General features: G+C 69.2%; 18 protein-coding genes. 10 read left to right on the top strand and 8 right to left on the bottom strand.

The features are described from left to right. The coding region (locus ACYVKA_RS14785) for a L,D-transpeptidase family protein (RefSeq protein ID WP_460706571.1) at window positions 1-533 on the top strand (533 nt) is incomplete at its 5' end. A gap of 69 nt (window positions 534-602) precedes the next feature. Here ACYVKA_RS14785 and ACYVKA_RS14780 read toward each other — a convergent pair. From ACYVKA_RS14780 to ACYVKA_RS14765, 4 genes are read right to left on the bottom strand one after another with little or no spacing between them, the layout of a single operon-like run. Next, window positions 603-1562, bottom strand: coding sequence for an asparaginase (locus ACYVKA_RS14780; protein ID WP_460706569.1), 960 nt, complete (start codon window positions 1560-1562; stop codon window positions 603-605). A gap of 17 nt (window positions 1563-1579) precedes the next feature. Beyond that, complete coding sequence (ygfZ, locus tag ACYVKA_RS14775) at window positions 1580-2524, bottom strand: CAF17-like 4Fe-4S cluster assembly/insertion protein YgfZ (protein WP_460706567.1); 945 nt, start codon at window positions 2522-2524, stop codon at window positions 1580-1582. Window positions 2525-2531: 7 nt separating this feature from the next. Then, window positions 2532-3032, bottom strand: coding sequence for a heme-binding beta-barrel domain-containing protein (locus ACYVKA_RS14770; RefSeq protein WP_460706565.1), 501 nt, complete (start codon window positions 3030-3032; stop codon window positions 2532-2534). Then, window positions 3032-3160, bottom strand: coding sequence for a hypothetical protein (locus ACYVKA_RS14765; RefSeq protein WP_460706563.1), 129 nt, complete (start codon window positions 3158-3160; stop codon window positions 3032-3034). The genes ACYVKA_RS14770 and ACYVKA_RS14765 overlap by 1 nt, the downstream gene beginning before the upstream one ends. A gap of 78 nt (window positions 3161-3238) precedes the next feature. Here ACYVKA_RS14765 and dtd point away from each other — a divergent pair, with 78 nt between their 5' ends. Further along, on the top strand, window positions 3239-3685 hold the full coding sequence (gene dtd, locus ACYVKA_RS14760; protein ID WP_460706561.1) for a D-aminoacyl-tRNA deacylase: 447 nt from the start codon (window positions 3239-3241) through the stop codon (window positions 3683-3685). A gap of 15 nt (window positions 3686-3700) precedes the next feature. Here the strand turns inward: dtd and ACYVKA_RS14755 are convergent, their stop codons facing one another. Both ACYVKA_RS14755 and ACYVKA_RS14750 read right to left on the bottom strand, forming a co-directional pair. Next, window positions 3701-4342 (bottom strand): winged helix-turn-helix domain-containing protein, encoded by a 642-nt coding sequence (locus tag ACYVKA_RS14755; protein WP_394275775.1) that lies wholly within the window; start codon window positions 4340-4342, stop codon window positions 3701-3703. A 2-nt stretch (window positions 4343-4344) separates the two neighbouring features. Further along, window positions 4345-5028 carry a hypothetical protein gene (locus ACYVKA_RS14750; RefSeq protein ID WP_460706559.1) on the bottom strand — a complete coding sequence of 228 codons (684 nt, stop codon included), beginning with the start codon at window positions 5026-5028 and terminating at the stop codon, window positions 4345-4347. Window positions 5029-5160: 132 nt separating this feature from the next. On the opposite strand from ACYVKA_RS14750, the gene mshD reads away from it, so the two are divergent. From mshD to ACYVKA_RS14710, 8 genes are all read left to right on the top strand, one after another. Further along, entirely contained in the window at window positions 5161-6051 is an 891-nt protein-coding gene (mshD, locus tag ACYVKA_RS14745; protein WP_460706557.1) for a mycothiol synthase, read from the top strand. Between the two features lie 17 nt (window positions 6052-6068). Then, a complete protein-coding gene (locus ACYVKA_RS14740; protein WP_460706579.1) occupies window positions 6069-8168 on the top strand; it encodes an RNA degradosome polyphosphate kinase in 2100 nt (699 codons plus the stop codon). A 42-nt stretch (window positions 8169-8210) separates the two neighbouring features. Continuing rightward, window positions 8211-9092: an NUDIX hydrolase gene (locus tag ACYVKA_RS14735; RefSeq protein WP_394275772.1), complete on the top strand. Its 882-nt coding sequence runs from the start codon at window positions 8211-8213 to the stop codon at window positions 9090-9092. A gap of 163 nt (window positions 9093-9255) precedes the next feature. After that, window positions 9256-10425, top strand: a complete 1170-nt coding sequence (gene pstS, locus ACYVKA_RS14730) for a phosphate ABC transporter substrate-binding protein PstS (protein ID WP_460706577.1) — start codon at window positions 9256-9258, stop codon at window positions 10423-10425. 361 nt (window positions 10426-10786) lie between these two features. Further along, window positions 10787-11707 (top strand): phosphate ABC transporter permease subunit PstC, encoded by a 921-nt coding sequence (pstC, locus tag ACYVKA_RS14725; protein WP_460706575.1) that lies wholly within the window; start codon window positions 10787-10789, stop codon window positions 11705-11707. After that, window positions 11704-12879, top strand: coding sequence for a phosphate ABC transporter permease PstA (gene pstA / locus ACYVKA_RS14720; RefSeq protein WP_460706555.1), 1176 nt, complete (start codon window positions 11704-11706; stop codon window positions 12877-12879). The genes pstC and pstA overlap by 4 nt, the downstream gene beginning before the upstream one ends. A gap of 22 nt (window positions 12880-12901) precedes the next feature. Beyond that, window positions 12902-13678, top strand: coding sequence for a phosphate ABC transporter ATP-binding protein PstB (gene pstB, locus ACYVKA_RS14715; RefSeq protein WP_460706553.1), 777 nt, complete (start codon window positions 12902-12904; stop codon window positions 13676-13678). 115 nt (window positions 13679-13793) lie between these two features. Beyond that, complete coding sequence (locus tag ACYVKA_RS14710) at window positions 13794-14666, top strand: sucrase ferredoxin (RefSeq protein WP_460706551.1); 873 nt, start codon at window positions 13794-13796, stop codon at window positions 14664-14666. A gap of 138 nt (window positions 14667-14804) precedes the next feature. Here ACYVKA_RS14710 and mtnN read toward each other — a convergent pair whose 3' ends face one another. Together mtnN and ACYVKA_RS14700 are read right to left on the bottom strand one after the other, a co-directional pair. Beyond that, the gene (gene mtnN / locus ACYVKA_RS14705) at window positions 14805-15491 is read right to left on the bottom strand and encodes a 5'-methylthioadenosine/S-adenosylhomocysteine nucleosidase (protein WP_460706549.1); all 687 of its coding nucleotides are present in this window, start codon (window positions 15489-15491) and stop codon (window positions 14805-14807) included. Beyond that, window positions 15488-15949 carry an S-ribosylhomocysteine lyase gene (locus tag ACYVKA_RS14700; protein WP_394275766.1) on the bottom strand — a complete coding sequence of 154 codons (462 nt, stop codon included), beginning with the start codon at window positions 15947-15949 and terminating at the stop codon, window positions 15488-15490. Before ACYVKA_RS14700 ends, mtnN begins: the two co-directional genes overlap by 4 nt. Between the last annotated feature and the right edge of the window lie 82 nt (window positions 15950-16031).

Below are 16031 nucleotides of genomic sequence, written 5' to 3'. Positions count from 1 at the left end.
GTGCCATCATCGGCGTCTACGGACCCCAGACCACCGCCGCGGTCAAGAAGTTCCAGAAGGACAACAAGCTCCCGGTCACCGGCGTGGTCGACAGCCGCACCAACAACCTGATCCTGAGCCGCTACAGGAACCGCAAGCCCGCCACCGGCATCGCCGCCAAGCTCGACCGCCGCTGCCTGACCGGCCGCGCCCTGTGCATCGACAAGGGCGACCGCCGCATGTACTGGGTGATCAACGGCAAGATCCAGAAGAGCTATGACGTGCGCACCGGCCGCCCGGGCCACGTGACCCGCAATGGCTCCTTCAAGGTCTACCTGAAGCACCCCAACTGGTACTCGACGCTGTACCACGTGAACATGCCCTACACGATGTTCTTCGACGGCGGCGAGGCCGTGCACTACTCCGCCGAGTTCGCCCGGATCGGCCATTCCGGCCCGGGCAGCCACGGCTGCGTCAACATGAACAAGCTCAGTGACGCCAAGTGGCTCTACAGCCAGGTGCGCGTGGGTGACAAGGTCATCGTCACCCCCTGACCAGCTTCACGATGACGACGATGCCCGGCCCGGAAGTTCCGGGGCCGGGCATCGTGGCATCCAGGACGGTCAATCGAACAGGTTCGGGACTGCACGGATGGCGCCGACGGGCTCCCCGTGACCCAGCACGGGCGCCTGGGCGAGGGCATCGAGCTGCGGGCCGCCCATCCCCAGCCGGGTCAGCAGTGCGTGGGCGATGGTGAACAGTCCGCGCGCATTGCCGTCGTCGGTCTTGATGGCGATGCCGCGACCATCGGCCAAGCCGATCGCCAGGCAGCCCTCGGCGCCGATCTTGCAGACCAGCCCGGGCACGGCCCGGTGCAGCACCACCTCCTCGCGGCGCGTGCCGGAGACCCATTCGGAATGCGTGCGGTAGGCGTCCGCCACCAGCTTCGCCTCCCCGTCCTCGGCATCGGCGAGCTGGCCGAAGGCGTGTGCCAGCCCGCGCAGGGGCATCGCGAACAACGGAGCGCCGCAGCCGTCCACGGTGTGATGACCGGCCTGCCCGGCCAGCTCGGTGATCGTGGCCGCCACGGCCAGCTGCAGCGGATGGTCCTGTTCCCGGTAGCCCTGGGTCGGCCAGCCAGCCCGCAGGCAGGTCCGCAGCATCGCGGCGTGCTTGCCCGAGCAGTTCATCGCGAGCGGCTCCTTGCCGTGCCCGGCCAGGATCCACTCGGTACGCGCCTGCTCGTCGAGCGGGAAGTCGGGCGTGCACTGAAGGTCGTCCTCGCCCAGCCCCACCTCGGCGAGGATCCTGCGGGCACCGTCCAGATGGAAGGACTCCCCCGAGTGCGAGGCCCCGGCCAGGGCCAGCAGCTCGCCGTCGAGGTCGAGTCCGCTGCGCACCATGGCCAGCGCCTGCATCGGCTTGTTGGCCGAACGCGGATAGAGCAGTGCCTCGGCATCGCCCAGGGCCAGGGCGATGCTCCCGTCGGGATCGGTGAGCACCACCCGGCCGCGGTGGACGCACTCCAGGAAGTCCTGGCGCACCACGTGGACCAGGACGGGCGAGGGTTGGCCGGTGGTCATCGTCTGCCTCCTGGCGATCAGAGCCTGGGACGAACGTGCAGTCCCACCTCGGGGTCCACCAAGGCCTCCTGGCCGGCGCTGATGTCGCCGATGAGCAGGCTGGCCTCGACGGGCACATTCCGCTTGACCAGGCCCAGGGCGATCGGGCCCAGTTCGTGGTGGCGTTGGGAGCCGCCAACGAAGCCGACCTCCCGCTCGCCGTGCACGATTGGCTGCCCCTGGGCCGGGAGCGACTCCATGGAACCGTCCAGGTGGAGCTGTACCAGGCGGCGCGGCGGACGGCCCAGGGTGTGCACCCGCGCGACGGTCTCCTGGCCGCGATAACAACCCTTCTCGAGGTGCGTGCCCAGCAGGCCGAGCTCATTGGGGATGGTCTTGTGGTCGGTGTCGATGCCGATGCGCGGCACCCCCGCCTCGATCCGCAGCGCCTCGTGTGCCCAGACGCCCACCGGGTCCGCGCCCAGGTCGGTGCCGCGCGGGACGAAGAACTCACGGCCCTCGGCGATGTCGCTGGAGCGCACGGCCACTGCCGCTTCAGGGGTGCCCTCGATTGCGGTACGTCCGGTCCAGACCAGTTCGAGGTCCTCGCGCAGGCTGACCTCGACGCGCATCATGAAGCGCATCCGGTCGAGCCAGCCGGCCAGTTCCTCGCCGCGGCCGGGTTCGGTCCAGGCCCAGAAGCTGCCGTCAAGCTCGACCCCGTGCAGCACGTGCTCGATGCGGCCATTGGGGTCCAGCACCAGGGCAGTGGCCGACTCGCCCTCGGCCAGCCCCTCCAGGTGCTGGCTGGTCAGCGAATGCAGCCAGGGCAGCCGGTCCGGTCCGCTGACCTGCAGGACGGGACGGTTGGACAGGTGCAGCTGTCCACCACCAGCCGCCATGGTGCGCTGCTCGCGCATCGGGTCGCCGTGGTGCCAGACGAGTCCCTCGTCGATGCCGGAGTCAACCAGGATGGCGTTCATGCCGGTCTCAGGCGACGCGCTGCAGGCGCGCCCACAGGTAGGGCTGCAGCTTGTGGTTGGTGGTGGCGCGGTCGAAGGTCCACAGCAGGTCGCCCTCCACCTGGCCGTAGAGGCGCGAGCCGCCGGTGTACTCCACCTCGGCGCTCTCGGTGCGCATCACGGCATCGGTGACCAGGTCGATGCGGGCGCCGTCGATGGTGCCCGTCCACACCTCGCTCCAGCCTTCGGGGGCGGTCATCACGACCTCGAGCTTCTTGTCCTCCTGGGGACGCCAGAAGCCGGTCTCCATGCTGATCGGCTCGACGGGCTGGCCAGCGTCGTCCACCTTGTAGGTCTGGCAGACGTAGTGCAGGTAGGGACCGCCATTGGTCTCGAAGTCGATCTGCATGCCGTAGGTGAACTCGCCGTGGCCGGGCCAGGTGCCGTGGCCATTGCCGCGCCAGCGACCGATCATCCAGGCCAGCGGCATCAATGCCGGGTTGAGGTCGGAGGGGATCTGGAAGGCCATCAGCTGTCTCGCTTCGTTCGTCGTGGTCGCCATCCCTCGGGCAGCAAGAGGGTGGCCAGGACTGCCAGGCACGCCAGCACCACCAGGGCGCAGGCGGCCACGAGGATGATCACATTGGTTTGGGCCACCACTGGAGTCTAACGAGCACCACCGACGCTTTCTTCCCGCTGCGCACCCCCCGGCTGCGCACCCCTAGTCTGGGAGGTATGCGAGTCGTCGTGCAGAAAGCCCTGGAGGCACAGGTCAGCGTCGCCGGGGAGGTGGTGGGCAGCCTGCCCTCCCCCGGCCTGGTGCTCCTGGTCGGCATCACCCACGAGGACGACCAGGAGGTAATGCGCCGGATGGCCGAGAAGTTGTGGGGCCTGCGCATCCTGGACGGTGAACGCTCCGCCTCCGACGAGCAGGCGCCGCTGCTGGTGGTGAGCCAGTTCACGCTCTACGCCAACTGCCGCAAGGGCCGTCGCCCGTCGTGGAGCGCCGCTGCCCCCGGTCCGGTCAGCGAGCCGCTGGTGGAGCACTTCGTCGCCTGCCTGCGCGAGCTGGGGGCCCACGTGGAGACCGGACGCTTCGGGGCCGACATGCAGGTGGGCCTGGTCAACGACGGTCCGGTGACGATCCTGCTCGACTCCGAGGAGCTCTTCGGCGCGCGCTGACGCCGGTTCGTCCGTTCACCGGGTGGCGAGGAAGCGATAGCCCACATTGCGCACGGTGACGATGTGGGCGTCGTACTCGGGTCCCAGCTTGGCCCGCAGGCGCCGGATGTGGACATCGACGGTGCGGGTGCCTCCGTAGTAGTCGTAGCCCCAGACCTCGCTGAGCAGGTGCTCGCGGGTCATCACCCGGCCGGGGTGCAGGGCAAGGTACTTCAGCAGCTCGAACTCGGTGTAGGTCAGGTCGAGGGCCTGCCCGCCCAGCGTGGCGGTGTAGGCCTGCTCGTCGATGGACACCGGGCCGCTGCGCACGAGGTGGGATGGCTCACCCTCGCGCAGCGCCATCCGGATCCGCGCCTCGAGCTCCTGGGGCCGGGCCTCGGCCAGCACGAAGTCGTCCGCGCCCCAGGAGGGCCCCAGCAGACCCAGGGCGTCGTCGTCGACCAGCAGCAGAACCGGCGCCGGCTCCTGCAGCAGCTGGAGCTGGGTGCACGCCTCCTTGGCGCCGGCCAGGTCGGCGCGGGCATCGACCAGCACCAGCACGCACCCGGCGGGAAGTTCCACGGTCGGGTCCGCGATCGCGACGACCTCGTGGTCCAACAGCCCGAAGCTGGCCGGCAGCGGAGGTGCCCCGGCGCGGTGCAGGTGGGCGATCCGCATGCTCAGCGACCCGGTTCGGGCGGGGTGGCGCCGTCCCGATCATCCGGTCGGGTGCCCAGCACCACACCATCCGGTCGGGTGCCCAGCACCACACCATCCCTACGGGTGCCCAACACCACGGTCTCGTCCTGGTGGCCATCCCGGCCGGGCGCCTGCCGTCCCCCCGCGATGCGGCTCGGGAGCACCCCGCGGGGCCCGGCAGGGTCGAAGGACTGGATGGCCCCGAAGGCGGTGGCCACGATCGTGCACAGGGCCCCGGACAGGGCCCACCAGTGGGCCTGTTCCTGGCGGGAGGTCTGTTCGATGATGCGCGAGGCCGCCAGCGGGCCGCCCAGCCCACACAGCACGCCGAGCCACCGGCCCGCCGCGGAGGGCGCCAGCAGAACCGCCAGGGACACGTCCTTGCGCCCGGTCCATTCCTTTTGTGCCTGACTCCACACGAAGAGCTGGAGCAGGCAGACCAGCAGCACCAGGATGGCGGCCAGGTTGGCGAGCATCGGCCACAGGCGGGCACTGCCCTCGAAGCGCAGCAGGGTCCGCGAGGCCATCACGTTGGCTCCCAGGCCCAGCACGGAGACGACCACGGCCAGCTGCAGCTGCAGCAACAGGCGACGGGCGCGCGCCGCGATGGCCGGCTGGGCTCGCACGCCGCCGGCCAGTGGCACCTGCTCTGCCTGGTGGCTCATGCACAGCAGACTATCGGTGCCCGACACGACCAGCGCGACAGCACGCGGGTGTGGACCAGGCCGAGGGCCAGGCGGACCACGGGGCTGCACACGGTGGTGGACAGCTGCTGCAGGGCCGCTAGCGTGGAGGATGTGAACACACACATCAGCCGTACCGGGGCATTGACGCCCGCCCAGCGCGAGGCCGTCCTGGATCTGGTCGAGCGGGCCACCACCGAGGATCGGGTCCGCCCCCTCAACGAGGCCGCCGGTTTTGCCCTGGACGGACGGGGCCACGCAGTGCACTGGCTGGCCCACTGCGGCGGGGTGCTGTCCGGCTACGCGCAGTGCGACCGGCCGAACCACCAGGTGCAGATGGTGGTGCACCCCGAGCTCCGGCGCCGCGGGGTGGCAACCTGCCTTGCCGCCGAGGTGGCCAAGGTGGAGAAGCAGCCGGTCTGGTGGGCCTTCGGCGACCTGCCCGCCGCCCGCGCCATGGCCGAGAGCCTGGGCGCGCGCAAGGTGCGCGAGCTGCTGGTGATGGAACGCAATCTCGCCGAGCGCCCGCTGGAGCCCACCGACGCCCCGCAGGGAGTGGTGCTTCGCCCCTTCAGCGAGGCCGATGCCTCCGCGCTGGTGGAGGTCAACGCCGAGGCCTTCGCCCACCACCCCGAACAGGGGCAGATGACACTGGCCGACTTCCGCTTGCGTGCCGACGAGGACTGGTTCGACCCCCAGGGCATCATCGTGGCGGCCGACGAGGAGACCGGCGCCATGCTCGGCTTCCACTGGACCAAGATCGAGCACGGCGACACCGAGCATCCCGATGAGTTGCTGGGCGAGGTCTACGTGATCGGGGTCAGCCCCGGGGCCTCGGGCCGCGGCATCGGGCGTGCCCTGCTCAATGCCGGCCTGGAACACCTTGTGGAGCGGGGCGTGGAACGGGTCCGGCTCTACGTCGAGGCATCGGAACACCGGGTGGTGAAGATGTACGAATCCGCTAGGTTTGTCGTCGTCACCCGTGACGCCAGCTACGCCTCCTGAGGAGACCCGTGAACCCCATGAACGACGCCGACGCTGCCCAGCGCGAGCCCCTGCCGGACCTGCCGTCCGACCGCTACCTCGATCGTGAGATGAGCTGGCTGGCCTTCAACAACCGGGTGCTCGACCTTGCCCGGGACAGCCTGCGCATCCCCCTGCTGGAGCGGGCCAAGTTCCTGGCCATCTTCTCGTCGAACCTGGACGAGTTCTTCATGGTGCGCGTGGCCGGCCTCAAGCGCCGCATCGATGCCGGCGTGGCCGTGCGCACCGTCACCGGGCAGATGCCGCGCGACCTGCACGACGACATCCTGGAGCGCACCCACGAGCTGGTGGCCGAGCAGGCCCGCGTCTTTGCCGAGGACGTGCGCCCGGCCCTGGCCGACAACGGCATCGTCATCCTCACCTGGGAGGAGTTGACCGCCGCCGAGAAGGACGAGATGCGCACGCTGTTCAGCGAACGCATCTTCCCGGTGCTGACCCCCCTCGCGGTGGACCCCAGCCACCCCTTCCCCTACATCAGCGGGCTGAGCATCAACCTGGCGGTGCTGCTGAAGAACCCCCTCACCGGTGCCAAGCAGTTCGCCCGGGTCAAGGTGCCCACGATCCTGGACCGCTTCGTCACCCTGGGCGGCGGGCGTTTCCTGCCGCTCGAGGAGATCATCGGACGTCACCTGGACCAGCTCTTCAGCGGCATGCAGGTGCTGGAGCACACCACCTTCCGCGTCACCCGCAACGAAGACCTCGAGGTGGAGGAGGACGACGCGGAGAACCTGCTCTTCGCGCTGGAGAAGGAGCTGCTGCGCCGCAAGGTGGGTCGTCCGCCGGTGCGCCTGGAGGTGCAGGACGACATCGACGAACCCATGCTCGAGCTCCTGATGAGCGAGCTGGACGTCAAGCCCAAGGAGGTCTTCAAGCTCCCCGCGCCGCTCGACCTGACCGGGCTGTTCAGCCTGGCCGGCGTCGACCGTGATGACCTGAAGTACCCCAACTTCCTGCCCATCACCCACCCCGACCTGGCCGAGGTGGAGACCGCCAAGCCCGCCGACATGTTCGCGGCGCTGAAGAAGCGCGAGGTGCTGCTGCACCACCCCTACGATTCCTTCGCCACCAGCGTGCAGCGCTTCGTCGAGCAGGCCGCCGCGGACCCGAAGGTGCTGGCCATCAAGCAGACGCTCTACCGCACCAGCGGTGACTCCCCCATCGTCGACGCCCTGATCGAGGCCGCCCTGGCCGGCAAGCAGGTGCTCGCGGTGGTGGAGATCAAGGCCCGCTTCGACGAGCAGAACAACATCGCCTGGGCGCGCAAGCTGGAGAAGTACGGCGTGCACGTCGTCTACGGCATGGTGGGCCTCAAGACCCACTGCAAGCTGTGCCTCGTGGTGCGCGACGATGTCGACGGCCTGCGTCGCTATGCGCACATCGGCACCGGCAACTACAACCCGAAGACGGCGCGGATGTATGAGGACATGGGCCTGCTCACGTCCAACCCGATCATCACCGACGACGTGGCGCGCATGTTCAACCACCTCTCGGGCATGACGCAGGAGACCAACTACCGGCGCCTGCTGGTCGCCCCGCACAGCATCCGCAAGGGTCTGCTGGAGCGCATCGACACCGAGATCGAGAATGCCCGCAAGGGGCTTCCGGCCGGCATCCGGATCAAGGTCAACTCCCTGGTCGACGAGAAGATCAGCGATGCCCTGTACCGGGCCAGCCAGGCGGGCGTTCCGGTGGACCTGTGGGTGCGCGGCATCTGCACCATCCGCCCCGGGGTGCCGGGCCTGAGCGAGAACATCCGCGTCCGCTCGGTACTGGGCCGCTTCCTGGAGCACTCGCGCGTCTTCTGGTTCGCCAACGGCGGCAATGCCTCGGTGGGCATCGGGTCGTCCGACCTGATGCACCGCAACCTGGACCGTCGCGTCGAGGTGATCGTGAGCCTGACCAATCCGCGCCACATCGAACAGGTGGAGCAGATGTTCGACGCCTGCTTCGACGACGGCACCGTCAGCTGGCAGCTGGTGGACCGCACCTGGGAGCCGCACACCACCGACGAGCACGGCCAGCCCCTGGTGGACCTGCAGGAGCACTACATCCTGGAGGCCTCCCGACGGCGGCACTGACCCAGGGGACCGGGAGCAGGCACGGCTGAGGAGTGGGACGCGATGGGGAGCAAGGGCAGGATCACCGCGGCAGGAGCCGTGGTGCTGCGCGGTGGCGAGGACCGTCGCGAGGTCCTGGTGGTACGCCGTGCCACCTACAAGGACTGGTCCCTGCCCAAGGGCAAGCCGAAGACCGACGAGGACCTGCCCGCCACTGCCGTGCGCGAGGTCCATGAGGAGACCGGGGTGCGCATCCACCTGGGGATGCCCGCCGGCCGGACGCGCTACCAGGTGGGCAAGAAGACCAAGGTGGTGCGCTGGTGGGTCGGCGTAGTGGACGCCGAACGTCGTCGCCGTCCTGACCGCGAAGTGGAGAAGGCGGTCTGGATGCCCATCGACAAGGCCCTGTCGAAACTCAGCTACGAGGACGAGAAGCAGGTCCTGCGCAATGCCCTGGAGCTGCCGGCCACCAGCACCCTGCTGGTGGTGCGCCACGGCAAGGCGATGTTGCGCAAGCACTGGAATGGTGACGACTGGCACCGTCCGCTGTCCTCCCGCGGCCGCCGCCAGTCCCGCCGGATGGTGGGACTGCTGACGGCCTACGGCACCACCCGCCTGGTCAGCTCCACCTCCACCCGCTGCATGCAGACCCTCATCCCCAAGGCCCGGGCCAGCGCGATGCCGATCGCCGGAGTCAGCCTGCTCAGCGAGGAGGAGGCCGAGGGCAAGAGCCGGGAGGTGCAGGACTTCGTCGCCGAACTGTGCCGCGAGACGGCCCGCAAGAATGAGGTGGTCGCGGTCTGCGGCCACCGTCCCGTACTGCCCGACATGCGTGCCGGGGCGGGGGTCAAGGATGCCGCCATGCTCACCGGCGAGGTCCTGGTGGTCCACCTCGACGACAAGGGCCGCGCCGTCGCCACAGAAACCCACAAATCTTCCGCATGAGGCGCGCTGGCGCAGGCAATTGGCGCAATGCCACGCCAACGTTCACCCTTCGTTAACCAAACCGCTCGGAACAGGACACATGACCTGCCTACCGTGACGCACAGGGAGCACAGGGCTCCCGGCGCGGCTCTGCCGCGACAGCGACACAAGGAATCACGTGACGATGAATCGCACCGGCAAGCTCGCCGCACTGGCCCTCCTCGGAACCCTCAGCCTCACCGCCTGTGGCGGTGCCCAGGAAGCTGGCAAGTCCGCCACCTCCGCAGCCGGCAGCGCTGCGTCGAAGGCGACCGACTCCGGCTCCTCCGACGCCGCTGTCGCTTCGGCCGACCTGGCCTGCTCCGCCGGCAGCCTCAAGGGCGAGGGCTCCTCCGCCCAGAAGACCGCCATGGATGAGCTGAAGAAGTCCTACCAGGACAAGTGCGGCGGCAAGGGCACCATCGAGTACAACCCCACCGGTTCCGGCAAGGGCATCACCAACTTCAACAGCAAGCTCGTCGACTGGGCCGGCTCCGACTCCGCCCTGAAGGACAAGCCGAAGGACGATGGCACCATCGAGGTCGACGCCGCCAAGGAGCGCTGCGGCGGCAACGAGGCCTGGAACCTGCCGATGGTCGTCGGCCCCATCGCCTTCGCCTACAACCTGGACGGCGTCGACGAGCTGGCCCTGACCCCGGCGCTGCTCTCGGACATCTTCGCCGGCAAGATCACCACCTGGAACGACCCGGCCATCGCCAAGGCCAATCCCGAGGCCACGCTGCCCGGTGACAAGATCACCGTCTTCTACCGCTCCGGCGAGTCCGGCACCACCGAGAACGTCACCAAGTACCTGAAGGAGGCCGCCCCGACGGCCTTCACCGCCGAGACCGGCAAGAAGTGGCCGCTGAAGGCCGGCGAGGGCAAGGACGGCTCCTCGGGCGTCGCCGAGGCCGTGAAGTCGACCAAGGGTGCCATCTCCTACATGGAGCTCAGCTACGCCCAGTCCAATGACCTGAGCATGGCCCTGATCGACAACGGTGCCGGCGCCGTCGAGCTGAACCCCGAGACGGTCGGCAAGGCCGTCGAGGGCGCCGAGATCAAGGGCAAGGGCAATGACCTCAAGCTGAGCCTCGACTACGCCATCAAGGAGGCCGACGCCTACCCGGCCATCCTGGTCACCTACGAGATCGTCTGCTCGAAGGGCCTGGCCGCCGACAAGACCGCCCTGCTGAAGGACTACCTGACCTACGCCGCCTCCGACGAGGGCCAGGGCCAGCTGGAGGATGCCGGCTACGCCCCGCTGCCGAAGTCGATGCAGACCAAGGTGCAGGACTCCATCAAGGCCATTGCCTGATCGTCTGCACCCAGCGGTGTCGACCAGCGGTCGTGACCCGAGCAGTTGACTGAGGGAGTGGCCTTCTCGCCCCGGCGAGAGGGTCGCTCCCCTCTCACTGTCCGGGGTCGGGTCCATCCCCACCCCGCCCGCCCGCGCGGACGAACCGCACCAGAGCCTCCAACAGGAACAGGGAAGAGCAATGCCAACACCAGGCAATGACCCCCGTCAGGACGTGACGCCGGCAGATGCCGACGTCTCGCCCGCCGACGTGGTCGCCACCGAACCCCACACCGAACCGCCCACGCCCACGGTGCGCCGCGCCGTGGACACCCAGCACCGGGCCGCGAGCACGCCGGATGTCGAGACCGGGCCGGTCACCCTGGCCCAGGTCAAGCGCGGCACCGACCTCGCCTTCAAGTCCGCCACCGGCATCTCCGCCGGCATGATCGTCGCAGTCGTGGGCTTCATCGCCCTCTTCCTGCTGGCGCTGGCCGTGCCCTCCCTGATGCGCAACAACGCGAACTTCCTCACCTCCAACGAATGGGACCTGGGGCAGAACTTCCGCTTCGGCATCCTGGGCCTGCTGTGGACCACGGTCTTCAGCTCGATCATCGCCATGATGATCGCCGTCCCGATCGCCATCGGCGTCGCCCTGCTGATCACCCACTACGCCCGCGGCCGCCTGGCCAATGTCGTCGGCTTCATGGTCGACCTGTTGGCCGCTGTCCCCTCGGTCGTCTACGGCCTGTGGGGCCTGCGCATCCTTGGACCGACACTGGTGCCGCTGGGCGAATTCCTCACCCGCATCCTGGGATGGATCCCCTTCTTCAAGCCCGGCCTGCTGCCCTCCCCCGGCACCGTCTTCACCGCCTCCACGGTGCTGGCCATCATGATCCTGCCGATCGTCACGTCGATCAGCCGCGACGTCTTCGCGCAGACTCCCCGTGACCACATCGAGGCCGCCTGGGCCCTGGGCGCCACCAAGACCGAGATGATCCGCACCGCCGTCATCCCCTATGGCCGCTCCGGAGTCACCGCCGCGGCCATGCTGGGCCTGGGCCGTGCCCTCGGCGAGACCGTCGCCGTGATGATCATCCTGTCCACCGTGCAGGACCTGAACTTCTCCATCTTCGACGGCGGCGAGACCTTCGCGGCCCGCATCGCCAACGGCGCGGGTGAGCTCGACAGCGCCGACAAGACCGGCGCCTACATCGCCGCCGGCCTGGTGCTGTTCGTCCTCACCTTCGTGGTGAACGCCTTCGCCCGTACCCTCGCCAATGCCGGAAAGGTCAAGGCATGAGCACCGCCGTCAACCACACCGCATCCGCCCCCAACGGGGAGTCGAAGGTGCAGCTGCGCACCCCCAGCGGCAAGCGCCAGCTGATCGACAAGGCAGCCACCGCCTTCGTCTGGCTGGCCGGCGCCCTGGCGATCATCCCGCTGCTGTGGATCCTGTCCACGGTGGCCATCAAGGGCGCCGCGCCGCTGGTCACCGCCCAGCCCGACTACGTCAAGACCTGTGCGACCAAGGACGGCGGCAAGTGGGTCCGCGTCGAGCAGTCCCAGTGCGGCGACAACCCGGCCAAGCCGCTGGACTACCGCTACACCGAGTCGGGCAGCTATGTCGCGGTCGGTGAGAGGCTCAAGGGCCTCAGCAAGTCCACCGAGCCGTCCGCCGTCTCCCGCGAGGTCGTCATCGGCGAGCCGCAGGGCACCGGCGCCGGCACCGCCCGCCACTTCAGCCTCCAGTGGTGGACCCAGGACGAGGGCCAGGCCACCCAGAACTCGTCGGTCGGTGGCGCCAAGCACGCCATCATCGGCACCCTGGAGATCGGCCTGATCACCTCGCTGATCGCGGTCCCGATCGCCGTCCTGGGTGCCATCTGGCTGGTCGAGTACGCCCGCGGCAAGAAGATCGCCAAGGTGGTCAGCTTCGCCATCGACATCCTCTCCGGCGTGCCCTCGATCGTCGCGGCCCTGTTCATCTTCGCCCTGGTGATCACCATCGGTGGCTTCGGACGCTCCACCTTCGCCGCCTCGCTGGCCCTGGTGCTGCTGATGCTGCCCACCGTGCTGCGCTCCACCGAGGAGATGCTGAAGCTGGTGCCCGACAGCCTGCGCGAGGCCTCCTACGCGCTGGGTGTGCCCAAGTGGAAGACGATCCTCAAGGTGGTGCTGCCCACCTGCAGCTCGGGCATCCTGACCGGCATCGTGCTCGGCATGGCCCGCGTGATGGGCGAGACGGCCCCGCTGCTGATCCTGGTGGCCTTCGCCACCGGCACCAATGTGAGCCCCTTCGCCTCCAACATGGGCTCGCTGCCCACGATGATCAACGAGGACCGCCGCTTCGCCGTCGGCTCCACCGGCGAGGTCCGTGCCTGGGGCGCGGCCCTGACCCTGGTGCTGCTGGTGATGATCCTCAACCTCATTGCCCGCGCAATTGCCCGTCGCGGCAAGCTCGCCGAGAAGTAAGCCCGAGAAGGAAAGAAAAGACATGGCAAAGCGCATCGAGGTCAAGGACCTCAACATCTACTACGGCAACTTCCACGCCGTCGACAGTGTCTCGTTGACCGTCGAGCCCCGCACCGTCACCGCCTTCATCGGCCCCTCGGGCTGTGGCAAGTCCACCGTGCTGCGCACCCTGAACCGCATGCACGAGGTCATCCCCGGCGCCTACTCCACCGGCGAGGTGCTGCTGGACGGCGTCAACCTCTACGGCGACGGTGTCGACCCGGTGGCCGTGCGCCGCCTGGTGGGCATGGTCTTCCAGCGCCCCAATCCCTTCCCGTCGATGAGCATCTACAACAATGTCGCGGCCGGCCTGCGCCTCAACGGCGTCACCAACAAGGCCAAGCTCGACGAGGTGGTGGAACGCTCGTTGAAGGGCGCCAACCTGTGGAACGAGGTCAAGGACCGCCTCGACAAGGCCGGTGTCGGCCTGTCCGGTGGCCAGCAGCAGCGCCTGTGCATCGCCCGCGCCATCGCGGTCGAGCCCGAGGTGCTGCTGATGGACGAGCCCTGCTCGGCCCTGGACCCCATCTCCACCCTGGCCATCGAGGACCTGATCCAGGAGCTGAAGGAGAAGTTCACCGTCGTCATCGTGACGCACAACATGCAGCAGGCCGCCCGCGTCTCCGACCAGACGGCCTTCTTCAACCTGGCCGCCACCGGCAAGCCCGGCAAGCTCGTCGAGATCGGCTACACCGACAAGATCTTCTCCAACCCGGACCAGAAGGCCACCGAGGACTACATCACCGGCCGCTTCGGCTGATCCGGTCCACGACCACCCAACCGACGCCCCCGCGAGCGATCGCGGGGGCGTCGCCCGTTCTCCCAGGGGCAACGGACCTGTCTGCTTGCCGCGCCCGCCGCATAGGGTTGGTGCCATGACGTGTTCGGATGCCTGGGTCGATGCCGCACTGCCCGCCCTCGGGACTGCGCCCGATGCCCGCTTCTGGGTGGCCCTGGAACAGCCCGGCCCGTGGGGAGCCAAAGCCTTCACCCAGTCGCATCTGGACCCCGAGCTGGGCGCCCTGTTGGAGCGCACCGCGCAGCTGGCCGGCGGGAGGATGCTGCTGGTGCGAAGCCCTCTGCACCACCCCGACCAGCCGGGCCCCCGCCGCGTGCTCGTCGCCGGCGGGCCCGTCGAGGCCCCATGGCTGGGCCGCTGCACCATTGAGGATGCCGCCGAACTACCCGGTCTGCTGGAGGGCTGGGCTGACCTGTCCGTCGCCACCACTCCCCCGCCCCCCTTGGAGCCGGCGGAGCCCGTGTTGCTGGTGTGCACCAATGGCAAGCGCGATCGCTGCTGTGCCACCAAGGGCGCACCGCTGGCGCGGAGCCTGGCCGCACGCTTCGGGGACCGGGTCTGGGAGGCCACCCACCTGGGCGGGCACCGCTTCGCCACCACCGCCCTGGCCCTGCCCGCACGCCAGATGACCGCCCGCGTGGACGAGGAGCTGGCGGTGCGGGCACTCAGGGGCCAGCTGCTGGCCCTCGACGGGCAGCACGACCGCGGCCGCACCTGCCTTCCGGCGATGGCACGCATCGCGGATGCCTGGCTGCGAGCGGCCACCGGTGAGACCGATCCCGGTGCCGTGGTCTACGAGGTCGACGGCCAGACGGTGCGGGCCAGCCACCGCGACGGGCGCACCTGGACGCTGGCCGTCGAGAAGCGCTCCAGCGACGAAACACAGGTGCCGGAGAGCTGCGGCAAGGCGCCGGTGCCCGCCACCTGGTGGAACGTCACGCAGCTCTGAGGCGCAGCACCCGGGAGCACGGGCGCAGGAATTGCAGCACATACGGCCACGGATGACATTTGAACGTGTCGTGCGCCGCCAGGGGCGCAATTGCAGCAAGCGTCGGCCGCACTGTGCCCCTGGCGGGTCGGGCGGGAATCAGGCGGGCAGCTTCTCCACCAGCCGCCAGACGGCGGCGGCGGAGCGCTCGGCCACGTCATCGATGGAGCCGCGGAAGTCATCGCCGGCGCTGGGGCCGCACAGGTCGCTGATCGCCCGCACGCAGACGAAGGGCACTCCCCTGCTCCACGCCACCTGCGCGATGGCGGTGGACTCCATGTCGGCGGCCAGCGCCTCGGGGAAGCGCTCGCGCAGCACCGGGGTGATCTCGCCGGCCACGAAGGAGTTTCCGCTGATGATCTCGCCGACGTGCACCGAGGCGTCGCTGTCGTCGGCCTCGACCAGGCTGATCAGCTGCTCACCGCCGGGATAGCTGCTCGGCATCGACGGGATCTGCCCGTGCTCATAGCCGAAGGCCGTCGCGTCGGCATCGGCATAGCGGTAGCTGCGGCCGACGATGATGTCTCCGGGCAGCACCGAGGCACCCAGACCGCCGGCCGAGCCCAGCGAGATGACCACGCGCGGCTGGTGCTCGGCGATGGCCAGCGCCGTGGCGGCGGCCGAGTTCACCAGGCCGATGCCGCAGGTGACCAGGACGACGCTGCGGCCCTCGTGCTCCAGGCGCCAGGCCTTGCCATGCGGCACCTCGAGCGCGACGGCCTGGTGGCCGGCCAGCACGGGCGCGGTCTCCTCGGCCATCGCGGCCAGCAGGAGGACGTCGATCACGCCATCACCTGGGACCACTGGTCGCGCTTGGCCAGCATCGTGCGGGCCGCCTCCTGCGCGCCCTCCAGCGTGTGGCTGGCACCCCAGCCGCACTGCACCTCGTTCGCGGCGGGCACCTGGGTGGCCTCCAGCACGTCGGCCAGGGTGGCGGCCACCAGCTCCTCGATCTCGGCCGGCTCGTGGTCGCCGACGGTGATCAGGTAGAAACCGGTCTGGCACCCCATCGGCGAGAAGTCGACGATGTAGTCGGCATGGTTGCGGAAGTTCTCGGCCATGGTGTGCTCCAGCGAGTGGATCACCGGCATCTCCAGATGGGCCTCGTTCGGCTGGCAGAAGCGCACGTCGAACTTGGTCAGCACGTCTCCGGCCGGAAGAACCTTCCGGTCCGCGAGGCGGATGTAGGGGGCGGCGACCTTGCGGTGGTCGAGGTTGAAGCTCTCCACGTTCATCTTGGGCATGGCCCCAAGGCTACCGGCCCCACAGGCACAGGGCCCGCCCCGCGACGCACGGTCACGGGGCGGGCCCGGTCGGCTGGCGGGT

The organism is Luteococcus sediminum (assembly GCF_054783495.1).
Note: the sequence above shows the minus strand (reverse complement) of the source record. Positions and strands in the feature narration are given on the sequence as shown.